Genomic DNA, 16125 nt, shown 5'->3' on the forward strand with positions numbered 1-16125 from the left:
CCGTGCCTGGGCATTGCTGTCAACATTCCCTGCGCGAGACCTGCGCAAGAAAGGATTTGTTATGACCGTCCGCATTATTACCGATTCCGCAAGCGATATGTCGCCGGCGGAGCACCCCGCTCTGCGTGTTTTGCCGCTGTCCGTCACCTTTGGCACCGATGTGTACATGGATGGCATCGACATCGATCACCAGCGCTTTTACGAGATGCTCGTGGAGCGCGATGAGCTGCCCAAGACTGGCCAGGTCAACCCGTACGCGTTTTCTCAGGCTATCGCCGAGGTTCGTGAAGCCGGCGATGAGGCTGTGATTATTACCGTGGGCGCTAAGCTATCAGGCACCAATCAGAGTGCCCGTACCGCACTTGCCGAGGCGCCGGGCGGCGACGTGTTTGTCGTGGACAGCAATAACGTCACCCTGGGTGAGCGCGTGCTGGTCGAGTATGCCCTGCGTCTGGTGGACGAGGGCCAGGGAGCGGCCCAGATCGCGGCGGCCGTCGAGGCCGTGCGCGACCGCGTGGTGGTTATCGGCCTGCTCGAGACGCTGGAGTATCTGGTGCGCGGCGGTCGCCTGTCTGCTGCGGCCGGCGCCGTGGGCACGCTGCTCAACGTGAAGCCCGTTGTAGCCGCCGAAGACGGTCTGATCGTGCAGCTGGGCAAGGCGCGCGGTTCCAAGAACGGCCGTAACCTGCTCAACCAAAAGGTCGAAAAGGCAGGCGGCATCGACTTTTCCATGCCGCTGGCGCTGGGCTATACGGGCCTTTCGGACGCTGTGCTCAAGAAGTACATCGAGGACAGCGCCGCGCTGTGGGCCGGCCATGCCGAGAGCGAGCTGCCCATCCACACCATTGGCGCCACCATCGGCACCCACGTGGGCCCCGGTGCCGTAGCCGTAGCCTTCTTCCGCCCCGCCAACTAGCTTTCCGGTCAAAACCACCATAAAGGGGACAGGCACCTTTGTGGTGGTTTATGCTGGTTCCGGTTGAAAGGAGCATGCGATGGCGTCTGAGGGCTTTTTCGAGCGGGTGTACGAGGTAGTCGAGCAGATTCCCGAGGGGATGGTCGCCACCTACGGTCAGGTGGCGCTGCTCGCCGGTCGCCCGCGAAGCGCGCGCTATGTGGGCTATGCGCTGCACAGCAATCCGCGCCCTGGTCAGATTCCCTGTCATCGCGTGGTGTTTGCCGACGGTCGTATCTGTGAGGGCTTTGCCTTTGGCGGTCCCGATGCTCAACGTGAGCTCTTAATGGGGGAGGGCGTGGCGTTTGCCGATCCCATGCGCGTTGACCTGGCTGCCAGCCGTTGGCCGGCCGGGCTCTAGCAGCTCGCTCGTGCCAAAACCACCACAAAGGTGCCTGTCCCCTTTGTGGTGGTTTTCCGTTGCAGGTTTACCTGGGCTAACTTATGGAGAACGTATGACGGCGCGGTTTGACGCTACAAAGTAAACCACGGTGAACTATATTGTTTTCAGCAACGGAGCAGGCAATAGGCGATGAAAAAGCCTGCCCTGTTGAGTTTGATTCGCATTCCTCCCCTCTGTGCGATTCAACGGTGTACTTCGGGAAAGCGCCCGCCGGCTGCCATGGCCGGCGGGCGCTTTCCTGTAATCATGGGACAAAACATCAGGTCCGTTATCCCAAAATGAGGTGCCGACGTTTGGCCTTAGGGCGGCACAAACTTTGATTGTTAGTCCCGCTTGCAGCAACCGATCTTTGTAAACCCCTGCGGCGCCTCTTCGCTCGCGGGGATTCTTGGGCTGTTGCTTCCCAGATACGCCTCTACATGCCGCGCGAACGCTTGCCACGACCACTCGTCTTTATCGGCCTCAAGCCGATCGGGAGAAATCGCGTTGAACAGGCACGTTGGAATCTCGTGCTCGTGCAGATTCTTGGCGATACAAGGCGTGCAGCCCTTGTCGTGGTTGACAGGGTTAAACGGGCATTTCCGGTCGTTGCATGTACAAAACGCAACTGAGCTCATGGGGCTCCTTCCAGTCGGTCGGCTCTGCTGTAAAACGCTGCCGCATGTTAAAACAATAGGGCGTCATTGCTTAACAGAATATAGTCTTAGGGTTCTTGCGACTTAGGGGTTCTGCCGAGCGGCTGAATACCTCGGCGACCGACCTCTGAAGAAAACAAAACCGCCGCAATGAGGATTGTACTCATCGCGGCGGTTTTGTTTGACTGCTGTTTATTGTTCTCGGCTAGTACACCATGCCCATGGCGTCCTGAACCTCGGCCAGGGTCTGCTCGGCAATCTCGTTGGCGCGACGGTTGCCCTCGTGCAGCACGTCCTTCACATAGTCCAGATCGTTCTCATAGCGCTGACGACGCTCGCGGATCGGCGCGAAGTACTCGTTGACGGCCTCGGTCACGTACTTCTTGAGCTGGCCGGAGCCGCCCATGCCGATCTCCTCGGCAATCTCGACCTCGGAACGGCCGGTGCAGATGGCGGCGGTTGAAAGCAGGCCGGACACGCCGGGGCGATTCTCGGGATCGAACGTGATCATGCGCTCGGAGTCGGTCTGGCTCTTCTTGATGCGCTTGGCCGTCTCCTCGGCGGTCATCGAGATGTTGATGGCGTTGCCGTAGCTCTTGCTCATCTTGCGCCCGTCCAGGCCGGGCAGCAGCGGGGTCTCGGACAGCAGCGCGTCGACCTCGGGGAACACCTTGCCGTAACGGTTGTTAAAGCGGCGGGCGATGGTGCGGGTGAGCTCGATGTGCGGCAGCTGGTCGCGACCGACGGGCACCACATTGCCCTTGCAGAACAGGATGTCGCAGGCCTGGTGCACCGGGTAGGTGAGCAGAAGGCCGGTGAGCTCGTGGCCCGAGGCCTCCATCTCGGCCTTGACCGTGGGGTTGCGCGCCAGCTCGGCCTCGGAGACCAGCGACAGGAACGGCAGCATGAGCTGGTTTGCGGCGGGTACGGCGGAGTGCGCGTAGATCATGGTCTTGTCGGGGTCGATGCCGCAGGCAAGGTAGTCCATGACCATGTTGTACACGTTGTCCTGGATGTGCTCGGTCGTATCGCGGTCAGTGATGACTTGGTAGTCGGCGATGAGCACGTTGGTCTTGGCGCCCATGTTCTGCAGCTCAACACGGCCCTTGAGGGTGCCGAAGTAGTGACCCAGGTGCAGACGGCCGGTGGGGCGGTCGCCGGTGAGCATGGTGAACTTCTCGGGCGTTTTGGCCAGGCCCTCGCGAATGGCGTTGCTCTTTTGCAGCGCGACTTCGTAGCTGTTCTCGTTTGGCATGATTGCTCCTAACGTATGTTCATGGGTCAAGATGATAACGCGTTTATTGGAGGGTCGGGGCGTAAGTACGCGAGGGGCGGGAGAGCGGCGGTATGTGCGATGGGCGCGGCGTGGCTGCGCGTTTGGCCGGCGGCGCCTGGGCGCAGCCTCGGCAGCTTACCCTAGCGCCTGTGGTGGCGCTCCTCCCTGCGTTCTTCTGCCGCCTGCTCCTCCTGCTTAAAGGCGGGATCGTCGGGGGTGACGAGCTCGTCCTCGTGCGTGCGCTTGTTGTAATGGTGGCGCAGCACGGGCTCAAACAGGTGCAGGTGCTTGGCAAAGGCCGCCGAGCCAATGGCGAGTACGGTAAAGATGAGCACGCGCATGGGCACCTCGACCTGGTTAATCGCGGCGGCGCCGGCCGAAAGCATGATGCACCAGGCGTAGATGAGGAGCACTGCCTGCTTTTGGTTGTAGCCCTCTTGGATCAGGCGGTGGTGGATGTGGCCCTTGTCGGCCTGCCCGATGCTAATGTGGGCGCGCTTGCGGCGCACGATGGCGCTAAACGTGTCGATGATGGGCACGCCGGCAACGATGAGCGGGATGATAAGCGAGGTGAGCGCGGCGGTGCGGCTCACGTTGAGCAGCGAGATGGAGCCCAGCGCAAAGCCCAGAAGCAGCGACCCCGAGTCGCCCAAGAAGATGCTTGCGGGGTTGAAGTTGTAGCGCAAAAAGGCCAGACAGGCGCCAAAGAGCGCAATGGAGAGCGCGGCGGCGTCGATGCGGCCCGAGAGAACGGCCATCGAAAACATGGTGAACGACGCGATGCCGCAGATGCCCGTGGCTAAGCCGTCGAGGCCGTCGATGAGGTTAATGATGTTGGTGAATGCCACCAGATAGATCACGGTGATGGGGTAGGCGAGCCATCCGAGCATGATTTCGCCGGGGGCAAACGGGTTGACGATGACGCCGATCCGCAGGCCGCCGATACAGGCGATAAGCGCGGCGAGGACCTGTCCGGCTAGCTTTTGCTTGGGCTTGAGCTGGAAGACGTCGTCGATAGCGCCGGTCGCAAAGATGACGGTAAAAGAAAGCGCAAGTATGGGGTAGCTGATGTGCAGACGGGGGTGGGGCACCAAAACGGGCGGCCAACCCAGGTACCAGGTGCCTAGGATTTGCACAATACAGGCAACGACCAGGCCCAAAAACACCGCCGTTCCGCCCAAACGCGGGATGGGCTTGGTGTTGATGCGGCGCTTAGAAGGATAGTCGACGGCGTCGAGCTTAATTGCCAAGCGCTTGACCAGGGGCACCGTGAGGAAGGTCGTGATAAAGGCCGCCGCTGCCACGCATAGATACGGTATGTAGCTCGGGGATGAAGCCATGAATCTAAAAACCGCCAAGCGTCGAAGGAAAAGGTCAAAGGTTGCTAAGCGCAAAGGGCATAGCCGAACCATGATACTCGACCAAGGGGGGTGCATGGAATTGCACGCAGCGATAATCACGCGCTTACCAGATATTGGGATGTTGTCGATGGATTGTCGGGATACCGGCGGGGATCCATATGGGCTGTAATGGTGGTTTTCGGCAAATAAAAACCACCCCCCACGTTACGAAAATGAACCCACCTAAAACAGGTGGGTGCCCTCATCGACTGTTCCAGCGTCCTTAACAACGAAGGATACCTGTACTAGGTACGACTGTGTGGGCTCCCTAAATAAACGCGACGGTTCACCCAGTTGCTCCGCGGGGGGCGGAATACCTACATCATAAAGCGGCACTTTATCGATTCCAGTCTTGACATTACAAAAATCGTGTCGGACGATTACGGCGCCTTGGGCTCGAGCCGTCTGTGCGGTTGGTCCCTTTACGTTTGAGCTGCTGAATCGTTGTTTTGGAGCATGTTTTTATGTCGACGCCGTTGACCGAACTTTTTTCGCCCGCCTGCCATTTGTGTCCGCGCCGTTGCGGTGCGGTGCGCGACGAGGGTGCGCACGGCGTATGCGGTGCCGATGACACGCTCAAGGTGGCCCGCGCGGCGCTCCATATGTGGGAGGAGCCGCCCATTTCGGGCGAGGCCGGCTCGGGTACGATTTTCTTTAGCGGCTGTTCGCTCAAATGTATCTATTGCCAGAACCACGAGATCTCGACGGGCAATTTTGGGCTTGAGATTTCGCCCGAGCGCCTGGTCGAGATTATGCTGGAGCTGCAGGACCAAGGTGCCAATAACATCAATCTGGTGACGGCGACGCATTATGCTCACCTGCTGCCGGCCGCGATTGCCGCAGCTCGGGAGCGCGGACTGGTCATTCCAATCGTCTACAACACGAGCGGTTATGAGCGTGCGAGTGCCGTGGCGGCGCTCGGCGATTTGGTCGACGTGTGGCTTACCGACTTTAAGTATGCCAATGCGGCGCTTGCGCAGTCACTCTCTCATATTAAGGACTACCCGCGCGTGGCTGTGTCGGGTCTGGCCCAGATGGCGCGCGAAATTGAGCGCCGCGGGGGAGAGCTGGTAGACGGGGACGGGCTCATGAAGCGCGGCATAATCGTGCGTCATCTGGTGCTGCCGGGGCATGCGGACGATTCGTGCCGCGTGTTGGACCTGGTGTGGCAGACGATGGGCGACGTGCCGATCTCGGTCATGAACCAGTACACGCCCAATGCCCTCATGCGCGAACAAGGCGGCGACCTGGCGCGCGCCGTGACGCGCGAGGAGTACGAGCAGGTGCTCGACCATGCCGACGACCTGGGCTTTACGACGATGTTTTGGCAAGAAGGTGGAGCGGTAGACGAGAGCTTCACACCGGCGTTCGACACCACCGGCGTCCTCACCAGCGCAAAGTAGTGCGCTCGCCGATGATTTTTCTGGGACGGGGATTAAAAAATCATCGAGAGGATCGCCTGCTCGAAAAGTTGTCAAAATAGCCGCGTCCCAAAAAGACTGGGTATTGGGCGTTGACAGTTGGCGAGCCGTAGGTAAAATATCAACTTGTCTTGGGGACGTAGCTCAGTTGGGAGAGCGCTGCCGTCGCATGGCAGAGGCCGAGGGTTCGACTCCCTTCGTCTCCACCCTTGGATTTGATAAGCCGCTGACATTGTGTCGGCGGCTTTTTTTAAAAGAAAGGGCTGTACCATGGCCAAGCTTGAGTCCCAACCACTGTCTGCCGAGGAACGCGCCGAGTTGGAAGAGCTCCGCGCCGAGAAAGCTCGTCGCGAGGCCCAGGAAGAGGCACGCCGCGAGCGTGAGGAGCTGGCCGCCCTGCGTGCCGAGCGTGCGAAGGCCGAGGAGGCCGCCGCGAACGTCGCCCCCGCGCCCAAGCCCGCCGCCGCGAAGCCCGCGCCCACCGCACCTAAACCTCAGCCTAAAAAGGTCGCTCGTTCCAAGTCCGTCGAGCCCAAGCCGAGCCGTGACGAGATGACCTTTGCCCAGCGCATGGTCACCTCCAAGGAGCCTACGGGCGAGAACGAGATCCCTGGCATGGCGCCGGCTCAAAAAATCATCATTGTCCTTGCCCTCATCGCGTTTGTCATCTTTATGGGCTACACGATCCTGACCAGCATGGGCCTGCTCTAGCCCATTCGCGCTGGGTGCCATGCCCGAACACTCTGCCCTTTTCCAACCCTCAACCTCTGCACAACGCATCCGAAAGGTCGCCCCATGGCTTTGACCGACATCTCGCATCCCACCGACATTGCAATGCTCACCGATCTGTACGAGCTCACTATGGCCCAGGGCCTGTGGGAGAGCGGCAAGGCCAATGAGCAGGGTTGTTTTACCGCGTTTTACCGCGACCATCCTTTTGGCAGCGCCTATGCCGTCATGTGCGGCACCGCCGAACTGTCCGAGCTGGTCGAGAATCTGCGCTTTACGCCCGAGGACATCGACTACCTCGCCTCGCTCCAGGCCCCGGCCGGCGGCGCGATGTTCAAGCCTGGATTCCTCGACTACCTGCGCAATTTCCGCGCGCATGTGAACATCGACGCCGTGCCCGAGGGCGAGCTCGTCTTTCCGCGCGAGCCCATGGTTCGCGTCACCGGCCCCGCGCTGGAGTGCCAGCTGCTTGAGACGGCGCTGCTCAACATCGTTGGGTTCCAGACGCTTGTCGCCACCAAGACGGCGCGCGTGGTGCTGGCGGCGGACGGCCGTCCCGTTGCCGAGTTTGGCCTGCGCCGCGCTCAGGGTCCCGATGGCGGCTTGGCCGTCGCGCGCGCGAGCTACGTTGCCGGCTGCTCCTCTACGTCCAATGTGCTCGCCGGCCGCCGCTACGGTATTCCCGTCTTTGGCACGCATGCGCACAGCTGGGTGATGAGCTTCGACTCCGAGCTCGAGGCATTCCGGGCTTTTGCTAAGTCGAGTCCCAAGAACTGCACGCTGCTCATCGACACCTACGACGTACGCGAGGGTTGCGAGCATGCCATTACGGTTGCCAAGGAGATGGAGGCGGTGGGCGAGCGTCTGTCGGCTATTCGCATTGACTCGGGCGACCTCGCCAAGCTCTCCAAGTATGTTCGTGGCCGTTTTGATGCCGAGGGCCTGCCCTATGTGGGGATCTCGGTTTCTAACGATCTGGATGAGTACACGATTCAGTCGCTGCTCGACCAGGGCGCGCCCATCGATAGCTTTGGCGTGGGTACCAAGCTTGCGACCTGCTATGACCAGCCGGCGCTGGGCGGCGTGTACAAGCTTTCCGCCCGCCGTGCGAGCGAGGCAGATCCATGGACGCCGGTGGTCAAGCTCTCTGAGCAGCCATACAAGCGCACGATCCCGGGTGTGCAACGCGTGCGCCGTTATTACGACGGCTTTGGCGGCCCGGTCTGCGACATGATCTACGACGAGGACCATCTGGCGGGGGAGGGCGCCGCGCGCGGCAATACCCTTGTGGCCGTGAACGATGCCGCCCTGGTGACCGACGTGTCCGAACTCGAGTATCGCGAGCTGCTGGTGCCGATCGTGCGCGATGGCAGTGCGGTGGCTCCGCGTGAGAGCATCCAGGACGCGCGCGAGCGCTGTGCTTGGGCGCTCGACCATCTGGACGCAGCTTTCAAGCGCTTTCTGTACCCGCAGACCTATGTGGTGGGTATGGAGCAGGGCCTGGCTCAGGTGCGCGACGAGCTCGTGCGTAAGAACATGGCCGCGGCCTCTGCCTTTCCCTGGGCTCACTAATTCCTTGGGCGGTAGGGGCGAGTCACGCTTCCCTGGCCGCCGGCTCGGCCGTTCGCTGAACAGTTGATTGGTTTGACGTATGACGACTTCTTATAAAACGATGGTGGTAAAGATCGGTTCGTCCACGGTGGTGGGCGCCGACGGCAAGGTCAACCGCGCCTTTATCGGCGGGCTTGCCGATCAGGCCGCAGCGCTGCGCGAGCTTGGCTGGCGCCTGGTCGTGGTGAGCTCGGGCGCCATTGCCTGCGGCTATCCCGTGCTGGGCTTCGACCGTAAGCCGGTCGGTGACCTGCCGAGCCTGCAGGCCTGCGCCTCGGCCGGTCAGTGCATCATCTCGTCGGCCTACGACGAGGAGTTCCATGCGCGCGACCTGCTCACCTCGCTCGTGCTGCTCACGCGTCACGACACGGCGCGCCGCACGTCCTACCTGCACGCGCGCGACGCCCTGCTGCGCCTTGTGGAGCTGGGTGTGGTGCCGGTCGTCAACGAGAACGATACCGTCACCGTCGATGAGATCAAGTTTGGCGACAACGACACGCTGGCGGCGCTTGTGAGCTGCCTGGTTTCTGCCGATCTGTGCGTGACGCTCTCGGACATCGATGGCCTCTACACCGCCAATCCGCACGAGGATCCCACGGCCGAGTTCGTCCCGGTCGTGCATAAGATCGACGCCAAGATCATCGCCTCGGCGGGCGATTCTTCCACATCGGTGGGCACGGGCGGCATGATTACCAAGATCCGCGCGAGCCGCATTCTCATGACGGCGGGCATTCAGAGCGTGATTTGCTCGGGCGAGGAGCCCGATGCGCTCGTGCGTCTGGCCCGCTGCGAGAGCGTGGGTACGCTGTTCGATCCGCCGGCGGAGCGCCTGGACATTGCGCCGCGCAAGCTGTGGATCGCACTGGGCGACAAGGCGCACGGCTCGGTGACGGTCGATGACGGCGCCGCGAAGGCGCTGGTCAGCCGCGGTTCGTCGCTGCTCGCGGTGGGTATTCGCGAGGTCGATGGCGTGTTTTCCGAGGGCGATGTGCTCGACGTGTGCGACCCGAGCGGCATGGTTGTCGCCCGTGGTATCGCCGAGGCCGATTCGGACGTGCTGGAGCTTGCCGCCGGCCGCCGCCAGGACCAGATTGCCAGCAACCACCTGCTCGCAGACCTGGCCGAGAAGCCCGCGATCCATAGGGACAACTTGATAGTGTTTGCATAAAGAGAGGCAGCGCTGCGGCTCGTTTTGCCAGCAGTGCTGCCTCTCCTTTTCCGGCACTTGGGGACGTTCCTTATGTGCCGGCACTTTGGGACACTCCTTTGCTAGAAGATCTGGCGCAGGTCTCCGCGGTTGAGGGCTTCGTCGAAGAGGTGCTTGAACACCACGCTGCCGTGCAAGCCGTCGTGCTCGAACTCGTTGGTCACCCAGGCATGCGAGTTGCCCACGCGACTGAGCGTATCGAGCTGCATGCCCGAGTCCACGTACATGTCATCGAAGTACACCGCGGCCTGCAGGGGCACCTCGTTGCACGCCAGGCGCTGCGGGTCGTAGATCTTGTCCCAGCTTGTGTCTTCCATAAGCAGATCCATCGCCGGCTTGAAGGGCTTAAGTTCGGGCATCTGCTCAAACATCCACGGGAACATGGCCTCGCCGGTAAACATGAGCGGTCGCGTGAGCGTGTCGAACTCGGCACGACGGGCCTTCTCTTCTGCCGCGGCCCAGCGAATGGGCATGGTGTCGCCGTCGGCGTAGATGAACTCCTGAAGCGTCCAGTACAGCGGATTCGTGCGCGTGTTGGTGCGCTCGAAGGCGCGCATCAAAAAGCTGTCAGATACCGAGGCGCCGCAGGCCAGCGTGCCGTCGCCGTCAACAAAAGCGTGATCGATAATCCAATGCATGCGCTCAAAGCTCGGCTTCATGCCAAAGTCGCTGCCCATGAGCTGTAGGCGTTCGACCGTCATCGGCGAGCCGTCGGGTAGCACGGGCTTTTGCTCCTCGAGGGCATCTGCCAGGGCCGCCACGCGCTCGACGTCGGCGGGGTAGCGGTTGTAATACTGCTGCGTCTTGGCGGCCATGCGCGGGAAGGTGTGCGCGTAGACCTCGCTTGCGCTCGCCGGTACGTGGGGGATGCCGCCGCAGGTAAAGCTTGCCGCCACGCCCTCGGGGAAGAGCGACAGGTAGCTCAGCGTCAAAAAGCCGCCGTAGCTCTGCCCGAGCGTGACCCAGGGCCTGCCGCCAAAGCCCACCAGGCGCAGGTACTCAAAATCGCGCACGATGGAGCTGGCGAGGTGGCGCTTGAGGAAGTCCGCCTGCGAGCGGGCAGCATCGGAGCCGGCCGCCTCGGCGCGCTCGCCCAGTGCGGCAATCGTGCGCCCGTCTACACAGCTGCTGCGCCCGGTACCGCGCTGGTCGGGCAGCACGACGCGGAAATGCTTGACGGCCTCTTCGATCCAGCCATCGCTTGTGGGCGACAGCGGACGCGGGCTCTCGCCACCGGGGCCACCCTGCAAAAAGAGAAGGAGCGGCAGGTCGTCGTTGATGCGGTCGGGTGCGCAAACCACGCGGTAGAAGAGCTTGATGCTCTCGGGCGCGCCGGCGATGGGTGTCGGTATAGCGCCGCGGCGCATGGTGCTGCCGACGGCCAGGAGCATCGGCTCCAGGCCGCGCCAGTCGAGGGGGACGTCGATGCTGTGGTCCTCGACATACAGGCCGGGGACGTGGTACGAAGTGATGAGGGCCATGTGAGTCTTCCGTTCGTTGCGGTGTTTCGGGTTGACCAATTCTACCGCCGCGGGCGAGGCCATGCGCAAATCGGCTACCATGGTTGCAAACTTCTAGGAGAAAGGGCCGCCCATGTCGGTCGATATAGCCACGTATGTCCACGATCTTGCCGTTGCCGCTAAGGCAGCGTCGGCCTCGCTTGCCACGGCGAGCGACGAGCAGCGCCAGGAGGCCGTGCGCGCCATGGCCGCAGCGCTGCGCAACGGTATCGACTCCATCGTCGCCGCCAACGAGCTCGATATGTCCGCCGCGCGCGATGCGGGGACCTCGGCGGGGCTCCTCGACCGTCTGCTGCTGACGCCCGAGCGCGTTGAGGGTATGGTCGCCGGCCTGGAGAAGCTCGCCGAGCTGCCCGATTCTGTCGGCCGCGTGCTCGACCACCGCGTGCTCGCAAGCGGCGTGGACCTCACCCGCGTGAGCGTGCCGTTGGGCCTGGTCGCCATGGTGTACGAGGCGCGCCCCAACGTGACGGCCGACGCCGCGGGCATCTGCATCCGCACCGGCAACGCCTGCATTCTGCGCGGCGGCTCGCTGGCCTATCACTCGTGTGCCATGATTGCCGAACTGCTGGCCGATGCGCTCGAGGCCAAGGGCTTCCCGCGCGAGGCCGTGTCGATGATCGAGTCTACCGACCGCGAGGCCACCGGCGAGCTCATGAAGCTCCGCGGCGTCGTCGATGTGCTCATTCCGCGTGGCGGTGCGGGCCTGATCCAGCGCTGCGTGCGCGAGTCGCTCGTTCCGGTGATCGAGACGGGCACGGGTAACTGCCACATCTACGTGCATGAATCCGCCGACTTCGATAAAGCGCTCAATATTATCGTCAACGCTAAGACGCAGCGCGTGGGCGTGTGCAATGCCGCCGAGTCGCTGCTGGTCGACCGTGCCGTGGCCGATGCGTTTTTGCCCGCGGTCGTGGCCGTGCTGCATGACCACGGCGTGCTCATTCACGGCGACGAGGCCACGTGCGCCGCATGCGCCGACGCCGGGCTTGCCGAGGGCGATGACTACGTTGCCGCGACTGAGGAGGACTGGGGTCGCGAGTATCTGGCGCTCGAGATGAGCGTGAAAGTCGTGGCAAACGAGGACGACGCCATCGCACACATCAATCGCTACGGCACGATGCACTCCGAGGCCATCGTTGCCGAGGACACGGATGCTTGCGAGTGCTTCCTGGACGCGGTCGATGCCTCGGCCGTGTACGCCAACGCCAGCACGCGCTTTACCGACGGCGGCGAGTTTGGCCTGGGCGCCGAGATCGGCATCTCGACCCAAAAGCTCCACGCCCGTGGCCCCTTTGCCGCCGAGGCCCTCACCACCTACAAATACAAGCTCCGCGGCACCGGTCAGGTCCGCCCCTAACCCCTCGTAAACGAAAACCGCCACAAAGGTGTCTGTCCCCTTTGTGACGGTTTTAGGTGGCGTGGGCGGTTAGGCCTGGAAGGTATCGCGGTCGGGGGCGAAGGACTGCATGGCCGCGATGGTACGGTCGAAGAGCTCGGGGAGCTCCCAACCCAGCATCTCGGCACCCTGCGTAATCACATCGCGCGAGCAGCCGGCGGCAAAGCGCTTGTCCTTGAATTTCTTCTTGAGCGACTTGGTCGTAAAGTCCATGACGCTCTTACTCGGACGCATGATGACGGCAGCACCGATCAAGCCGGTGAGCTCGTCGCAGGCAAACAGGATCTTTTCCATCTGCAGCTCGGGCTTGGGCAGCGAGGTGTTGAAGTCCGACGTGTGCGTCTGAATGGCGCGAATGAGATCGGGAGAGGCGCCCTCGCCTTCAAGGATCTCGGCCGCATAGATGGTGTGGTTCATGGGGTCGTCCTCATGCTCCTCCCAATCTAGGTCGTGCAGCAGACCGACGATGCCCCAAAACTCCTCGTTCTCGGGGTCGAACTCGCGCGCAAAGTAGCGCATGGTGCCCTCGACCGTTTCGCCGTGGGTGATGTGGAACGGGTCCTTATTGTGCTCGTTGAGCAATTCGAACGCACGGTCGCGGGTGATTCCGGCGGAAAGTGGCTCTGCCATAAAAGACTCCTTGTGCTCGCAGGTATCGCTAAGAATGAATACTACTAGAACGACTAGAACGAAAAAACCACCACAAAGGTGCCTGTCCCCTTTGTGGTGGTTTTTGGCGCGGATGGGTTAGTTGAGGGCGGCTTGGGCTAGGCGGGCTTCGGCGGCCTCCTCGGTGACGCCCAATGCCACGGCGAACTCCTCGATGGAGCGGCGCTTGGCTTCCTTGAGTACACGCATATAGTAAGAGCTGGGCTTTTTATCGGCTTCCTCGGCCTGGCGAATGCGGTGCATCATGGTCTTTGCCACGCGGACCGTCTCGGGCGCGCCCAGCTTGAGCTGCTGCTTAAAGTGTGTCTCTTCAAGCGAGCTGTTGCGCTCGGTAAAGGTGTCGCACTCCAGCTCGTCATAGTGGCTCAGCAGATGCTCGGCATCTTGCTGAGAGATGGCGGCATGCAGACGGTCGGCCTGCGCCACGGGGTACATAAGGATCGTCTGCGCATGCCCTTGCTTGGCCTCGAGCAACAACATGGGCTGCGGCGTGTCGTCCCTAAAACCGACGACGGTGCAGACTCCCTGACCCGGATGAATGACGTGTTGACCGATTGAGAACATGCTACCTCCAACTTATACGAATTTACGTATGTCTAGAATAACACGCTGACGTGCGCAAATCCTCGCTTTATGCAGGAAAAGCACACAACTCTGATAGGTAAGAGTATTCGATAAAAGACACAGCTCATTCACACCTTTATGCATTTTCAACGCGTGCATAATCTGCAGGCAGACCGGCATCTTTGAGTGACTCCATACAAGCTGTAGTCAATTTTGTGCATATGCAATTTCGATTGGCTTTACCCTGCGACAGTGCCCCTCGCTTGTGATAGAGTGCTACAAACTCTGGCTTTTGCCCTACGAGTGACCAAGAGCTCGGGGGGCTTTAACACAAGGAGGATCTATGCCCGAGAAGATTGAAGAGCTGGTACGCGCTGCGCTTGCTGCGGCCCAGGAGGCCGGCGACCTTTCCGCATTTGAACTTGACGATTGCGCTATCGAGCGACCGGCTGACACTTCTCATGGCGAGTGGACCTCTACCATGGCCCTGAAGTCCGCCAAGCTGGCCCACTGCGCCCCGCGCAAGATCGCCGAGGCCATCGTTGCCCATATGCCCGAGGATCCCGCGATCGAGAAGGTTGAGATCGCAGGCCCCGGTTTCATCAACTTCTACCTCTCCGTTGCCGTCAAGAATGCCATCTTTGGCGAGGCTCGCGAGAAGGGCATGGACTTCGCTAAGTCCAACGTCGGTGGTGGCCTGAAGACCCAGGTCGAGTTCGTTTCCGCCAACCCCGTCGGCCCCATGCACATTGGTCACGGCCGCTGGGCCGCTCTGGGCGACTCCCTTTGCCGCGTCATGGACCACGCCGGTTACGACATCCAGCGTGAGTTCTACATCAATGACCACGGCTCTCAGATGAACACCTTCGGCAACTCCATCAGCACGCGCTATATGCAGCTTGCCGACATCATCGCCAAGCAGGGCGTTGATATCGACGAGGCTCACAAGCTGCTGATCGCCGACCGTGACGCCTTTGTTGCCGACGAGAACGACGAGCACCCCGAGACCCATCCGTATCAGGACAACTTTGCCGAGACCTTGGGCAAGGACTCTTACGGCGGCGACTACATCATCGACGAGGCCGCCGAGTTCTGGCGCACCGACGGCGACAAGTGGGTCGACGCCGATCCGCAGGAGCGTATGGAGAGCTTCCGTGAGCGCGGCTACGTGAAGATGGTCGACAACATGCGCGACCTCTGCCACGCCGTCAACTGCGACTTTGACCGTTGGTACTCCGAGCGCTCGCTGTATGTGAAGGACACCGAGGGCGAGACCGCCGGCACCTCCGCCGTCGACCGCGCTTTTGAGAAGCTCGACAAGATGGGCTACCTCTACACCAAGGACGGCGCCCTGTGGTTCCGCTCCACCGATCTGGGCGACGACAAGGACCGCGTCCTGATCAAGTCCGACGGCGAGTACACCTACTTCGCCTCCGACGTCGCCTATCACTGGGATAAGTTCCAGCGCGTCGACCACGTCATCGACATCTGGGGCGCCGACCACCACGGTTACATCGAGCGCGTCCGCTGCGTCTGCGACGCTCTGGGTTACCCCGGCAAGTTCGAGGTTCTACTGGGCCAGCTCGTCAACCTGCTGCGTAACGGCAAGCCCGTCCGTATGTCCAAGCGCAAGGGCACCATGGTGACCCTTCAGGAGCTCGTCGACGAGGTTGGCTCCGATGCCGCTCGCTACACGCTCATCTCCAAGAGCTCCAACCAGATGGTCGACTTCGACATCGAGGCCGTTAAGAAGCGCGACAACTCCAACCCGGTCTATTACGTGCAGTATGCTCACGCCCGCGTGTGCTCCATCCTGCGCCGTGCCGCCGACGTTACCGCCGAGCAGGCCGACGAGATGGGCATGAAGGCCGTTGCCGCCAAGGCCATCGGTGAGAACGTCGATTACTCGCTGCTGACCGACCCGACCGAGCTCGCCCTTTCGCGCAAGCTCAACGAGCTCACCGACCTGATCGCCAGCTGTGCTCGCGATCGCGCCCCGTTCCGTCTGACCCACTTTGCCGAGGAACTCGCCGGTGACTTCCACAGCTTCTACGCTGCCTGCCAGGTGCTGCCGAGCGAGGGCCGTCCCGTCGACCCCGAGCTTTCGCGTGCCCGTCTGGCCGCTTGCGATGCCGTCCGCGTGACGCTCGCCCTGGTGCTCACCCTCGTTGGCGTTTCCGCGCCCGAGCAGATGTAACCTGCGGGTCATTTGACCGTGTAGGTTTGGTTTAACTGAGCCCTATAAGCCCGATCCCCTACTGAACTGCGTCCCAAATCTTGGACGCCCTAAATAGCGACTAGGCCGCGAGGGCCTGATTCCGGAACTCCTCCGGGGT

At 61.8% G+C, this 16125-nt stretch carries 14 protein-coding genes and 1 tRNA gene; 9 read left to right on the plus strand and 6 right to left on the minus strand.

The window, feature by feature from the left end; translation table 11 throughout:
• The first annotated feature begins 61 nt into the window (after positions 1-61).
• Positions 62-916 (plus strand): DegV family protein, encoded by an 855-nt coding sequence (locus PMX72_RS06685; protein WP_271729177.1) that lies wholly within the window; start codon positions 62-64, stop codon positions 914-916.
• 79 nt (positions 917-995) lie between these two features.
• A complete protein-coding gene (locus PMX72_RS06690) occupies positions 996-1316 on the plus strand; it encodes an MGMT family protein (RefSeq protein WP_271729176.1) in 321 nt (106 codons plus the stop codon).
• Positions 1317-1681: 365 nt separating this feature from the next.
• Here the strand turns inward: PMX72_RS06690 and PMX72_RS06695 are convergent, their stop codons facing one another.
• The 3 genes from PMX72_RS06695 to PMX72_RS06705 all read right to left on the minus strand — a co-directional run bounded on the left by PMX72_RS06695 (position 1682) and on the right by PMX72_RS06705 (position 4609).
• Positions 1682-1975, minus strand: a complete 294-nt coding sequence (locus PMX72_RS06695) for a DUF6485 family protein (RefSeq protein ID WP_271729175.1) — start codon at positions 1973-1975, stop codon at positions 1682-1684.
• A gap of 223 nt (positions 1976-2198) precedes the next feature.
• The gene (trpS, locus tag PMX72_RS06700) at positions 2199-3248 is read right to left on the minus strand and encodes a tryptophan--tRNA ligase (protein ID WP_089572045.1); all 1050 of its coding nucleotides are present in this window, start codon (positions 3246-3248) and stop codon (positions 2199-2201) included.
• A 161-nt stretch (positions 3249-3409) separates the two neighbouring features.
• Complete coding sequence (locus PMX72_RS06705; protein ID WP_117646362.1) at positions 3410-4609, minus strand: MraY family glycosyltransferase; 1200 nt, start codon at positions 4607-4609, stop codon at positions 3410-3412.
• Between the two features lie 524 nt (positions 4610-5133).
• Between PMX72_RS06705 and PMX72_RS06710 the strand changes: the two genes are divergently transcribed.
• The 5 genes from PMX72_RS06710 to proB all read left to right on the plus strand — a co-directional run bounded on the left by PMX72_RS06710 (position 5134) and on the right by proB (position 9598).
• Positions 5134-6072 (plus strand): radical SAM protein, encoded by a 939-nt coding sequence (locus PMX72_RS06710; RefSeq protein WP_117637806.1) that lies wholly within the window; start codon positions 5134-5136, stop codon positions 6070-6072.
• Positions 6073-6223: 151 nt separating this feature from the next.
• A tRNA-Ala gene (locus PMX72_RS06715) sits at positions 6224-6296 on the plus strand.
• 64 nt (positions 6297-6360) lie between these two features.
• The gene (locus tag PMX72_RS06720; RefSeq protein WP_117635034.1) at positions 6361-6801 is read left to right on the plus strand and encodes a hypothetical protein; all 441 of its coding nucleotides are present in this window, start codon (positions 6361-6363) and stop codon (positions 6799-6801) included.
• Between the two features lie 84 nt (positions 6802-6885).
• Complete coding sequence (locus PMX72_RS06725; RefSeq protein ID WP_271729174.1) at positions 6886-8391, plus strand: nicotinate phosphoribosyltransferase; 1506 nt, start codon at positions 6886-6888, stop codon at positions 8389-8391.
• Between the two features lie 79 nt (positions 8392-8470).
• The gene (gene proB, locus PMX72_RS06730; protein WP_271729173.1) at positions 8471-9598 is read left to right on the plus strand and encodes a glutamate 5-kinase; all 1128 of its coding nucleotides are present in this window, start codon (positions 8471-8473) and stop codon (positions 9596-9598) included.
• Positions 9599-9699: 101 nt separating this feature from the next.
• Here proB and PMX72_RS06735 read toward each other — a convergent pair whose 3' ends face one another.
• Positions 9700-11118: an alpha/beta fold hydrolase gene (locus PMX72_RS06735; RefSeq protein WP_117772983.1), complete on the minus strand. Its 1419-nt coding sequence runs from the start codon at positions 11116-11118 to the stop codon at positions 9700-9702.
• A 112-nt stretch (positions 11119-11230) separates the two neighbouring features.
• On the opposite strand from PMX72_RS06735, the gene PMX72_RS06740 reads away from it, so the two are divergent.
• On the plus strand, positions 11231-12517 hold the full coding sequence (locus PMX72_RS06740; RefSeq protein ID WP_271729172.1) for a glutamate-5-semialdehyde dehydrogenase: 1287 nt from the start codon (positions 11231-11233) through the stop codon (positions 12515-12517).
• A gap of 69 nt (positions 12518-12586) precedes the next feature.
• Here PMX72_RS06740 and PMX72_RS06745 read toward each other — a convergent pair whose 3' ends face one another.
• Both PMX72_RS06745 and PMX72_RS06750 read right to left on the minus strand, forming a co-directional pair.
• Positions 12587-13186: an HD domain-containing protein gene (locus PMX72_RS06745; protein ID WP_055252329.1), complete on the minus strand. Its 600-nt coding sequence runs from the start codon at positions 13184-13186 to the stop codon at positions 12587-12589.
• Positions 13187-13303: 117 nt separating this feature from the next.
• Complete coding sequence (locus PMX72_RS06750) at positions 13304-13789, minus strand: CarD family transcriptional regulator (protein ID WP_089572030.1); 486 nt, start codon at positions 13787-13789, stop codon at positions 13304-13306.
• A 343-nt stretch (positions 13790-14132) separates the two neighbouring features.
• Between PMX72_RS06750 and argS the strand changes: the two genes are divergently transcribed.
• Complete coding sequence (gene argS / locus PMX72_RS06755) at positions 14133-15986, plus strand: arginine--tRNA ligase (protein ID WP_117757736.1); 1854 nt, start codon at positions 14133-14135, stop codon at positions 15984-15986.
• The last annotated feature ends 139 nt before the right edge of the window (positions 15987-16125 follow it).

The organism is Collinsella aerofaciens (genome assembly GCF_028207065.1).
Classification (GTDB): domain Bacteria; phylum Actinomycetota; class Coriobacteriia; order Coriobacteriales; family Coriobacteriaceae; genus Collinsella; species Collinsella aerofaciens_AR.

What these genes read in the sequence shown, in the direction of transcription:
- PMX72_RS06685 (WP_271729177.1), top strand. Translation starts at nt 62, where the DNA reads ATGACCGTCCGCATTATTACCGATTCCGCAAGCGATATGTCGCCGGCG.
- PMX72_RS06690 (WP_271729176.1), top strand. Translation starts at nt 996, where the DNA reads ATGGCGTCTGAGGGCTTTTTCGAGCGGGTGTACGAGGTAGTCGAGCAG.
- PMX72_RS06695 (WP_271729175.1), bottom strand. Translation starts at nt 1,975, where the DNA reads ATGAGCTCAGTTGCGTTTTGTACATGCAACGACCGGAAATGCCCGTTT.
- trpS (WP_089572045.1), bottom strand. Translation starts at nt 3,248, where the DNA reads ATGCCAAACGAGAACAGCTACGAAGTCGCGCTGCAAAAGAGCAACGCC.
- PMX72_RS06705 (WP_117646362.1), bottom strand. Translation starts at nt 4,609, where the DNA reads ATGGCTTCATCCCCGAGCTACATACCGTATCTATGCGTGGCAGCGGCG.
- PMX72_RS06710 (WP_117637806.1), top strand. Translation starts at nt 5,134, where the DNA reads ATGTCGACGCCGTTGACCGAACTTTTTTCGCCCGCCTGCCATTTGTGT.
- PMX72_RS06720 (WP_117635034.1), top strand. Translation starts at nt 6,361, where the DNA reads ATGGCCAAGCTTGAGTCCCAACCACTGTCTGCCGAGGAACGCGCCGAG.
- PMX72_RS06725 (WP_271729174.1), top strand. Translation starts at nt 6,886, where the DNA reads ATGGCTTTGACCGACATCTCGCATCCCACCGACATTGCAATGCTCACC.
- proB (WP_271729173.1), top strand. Translation starts at nt 8,471, where the DNA reads ATGACGACTTCTTATAAAACGATGGTGGTAAAGATCGGTTCGTCCACG.
- PMX72_RS06735 (WP_117772983.1), bottom strand. Translation starts at nt 11,118, where the DNA reads ATGGCCCTCATCACTTCGTACCACGTCCCCGGCCTGTATGTCGAGGAC.
- PMX72_RS06740 (WP_271729172.1), top strand. Translation starts at nt 11,231, where the DNA reads ATGTCGGTCGATATAGCCACGTATGTCCACGATCTTGCCGTTGCCGCT.
- PMX72_RS06745 (WP_055252329.1), bottom strand. Translation starts at nt 13,186, where the DNA reads ATGGCAGAGCCACTTTCCGCCGGAATCACCCGCGACCGTGCGTTCGAA.
- PMX72_RS06750 (WP_089572030.1), bottom strand. Translation starts at nt 13,789, where the DNA reads ATGTTCTCAATCGGTCAACACGTCATTCATCCGGGTCAGGGAGTCTGC.
- argS (WP_117757736.1), top strand. Translation starts at nt 14,133, where the DNA reads ATGCCCGAGAAGATTGAAGAGCTGGTACGCGCTGCGCTTGCTGCGGCC.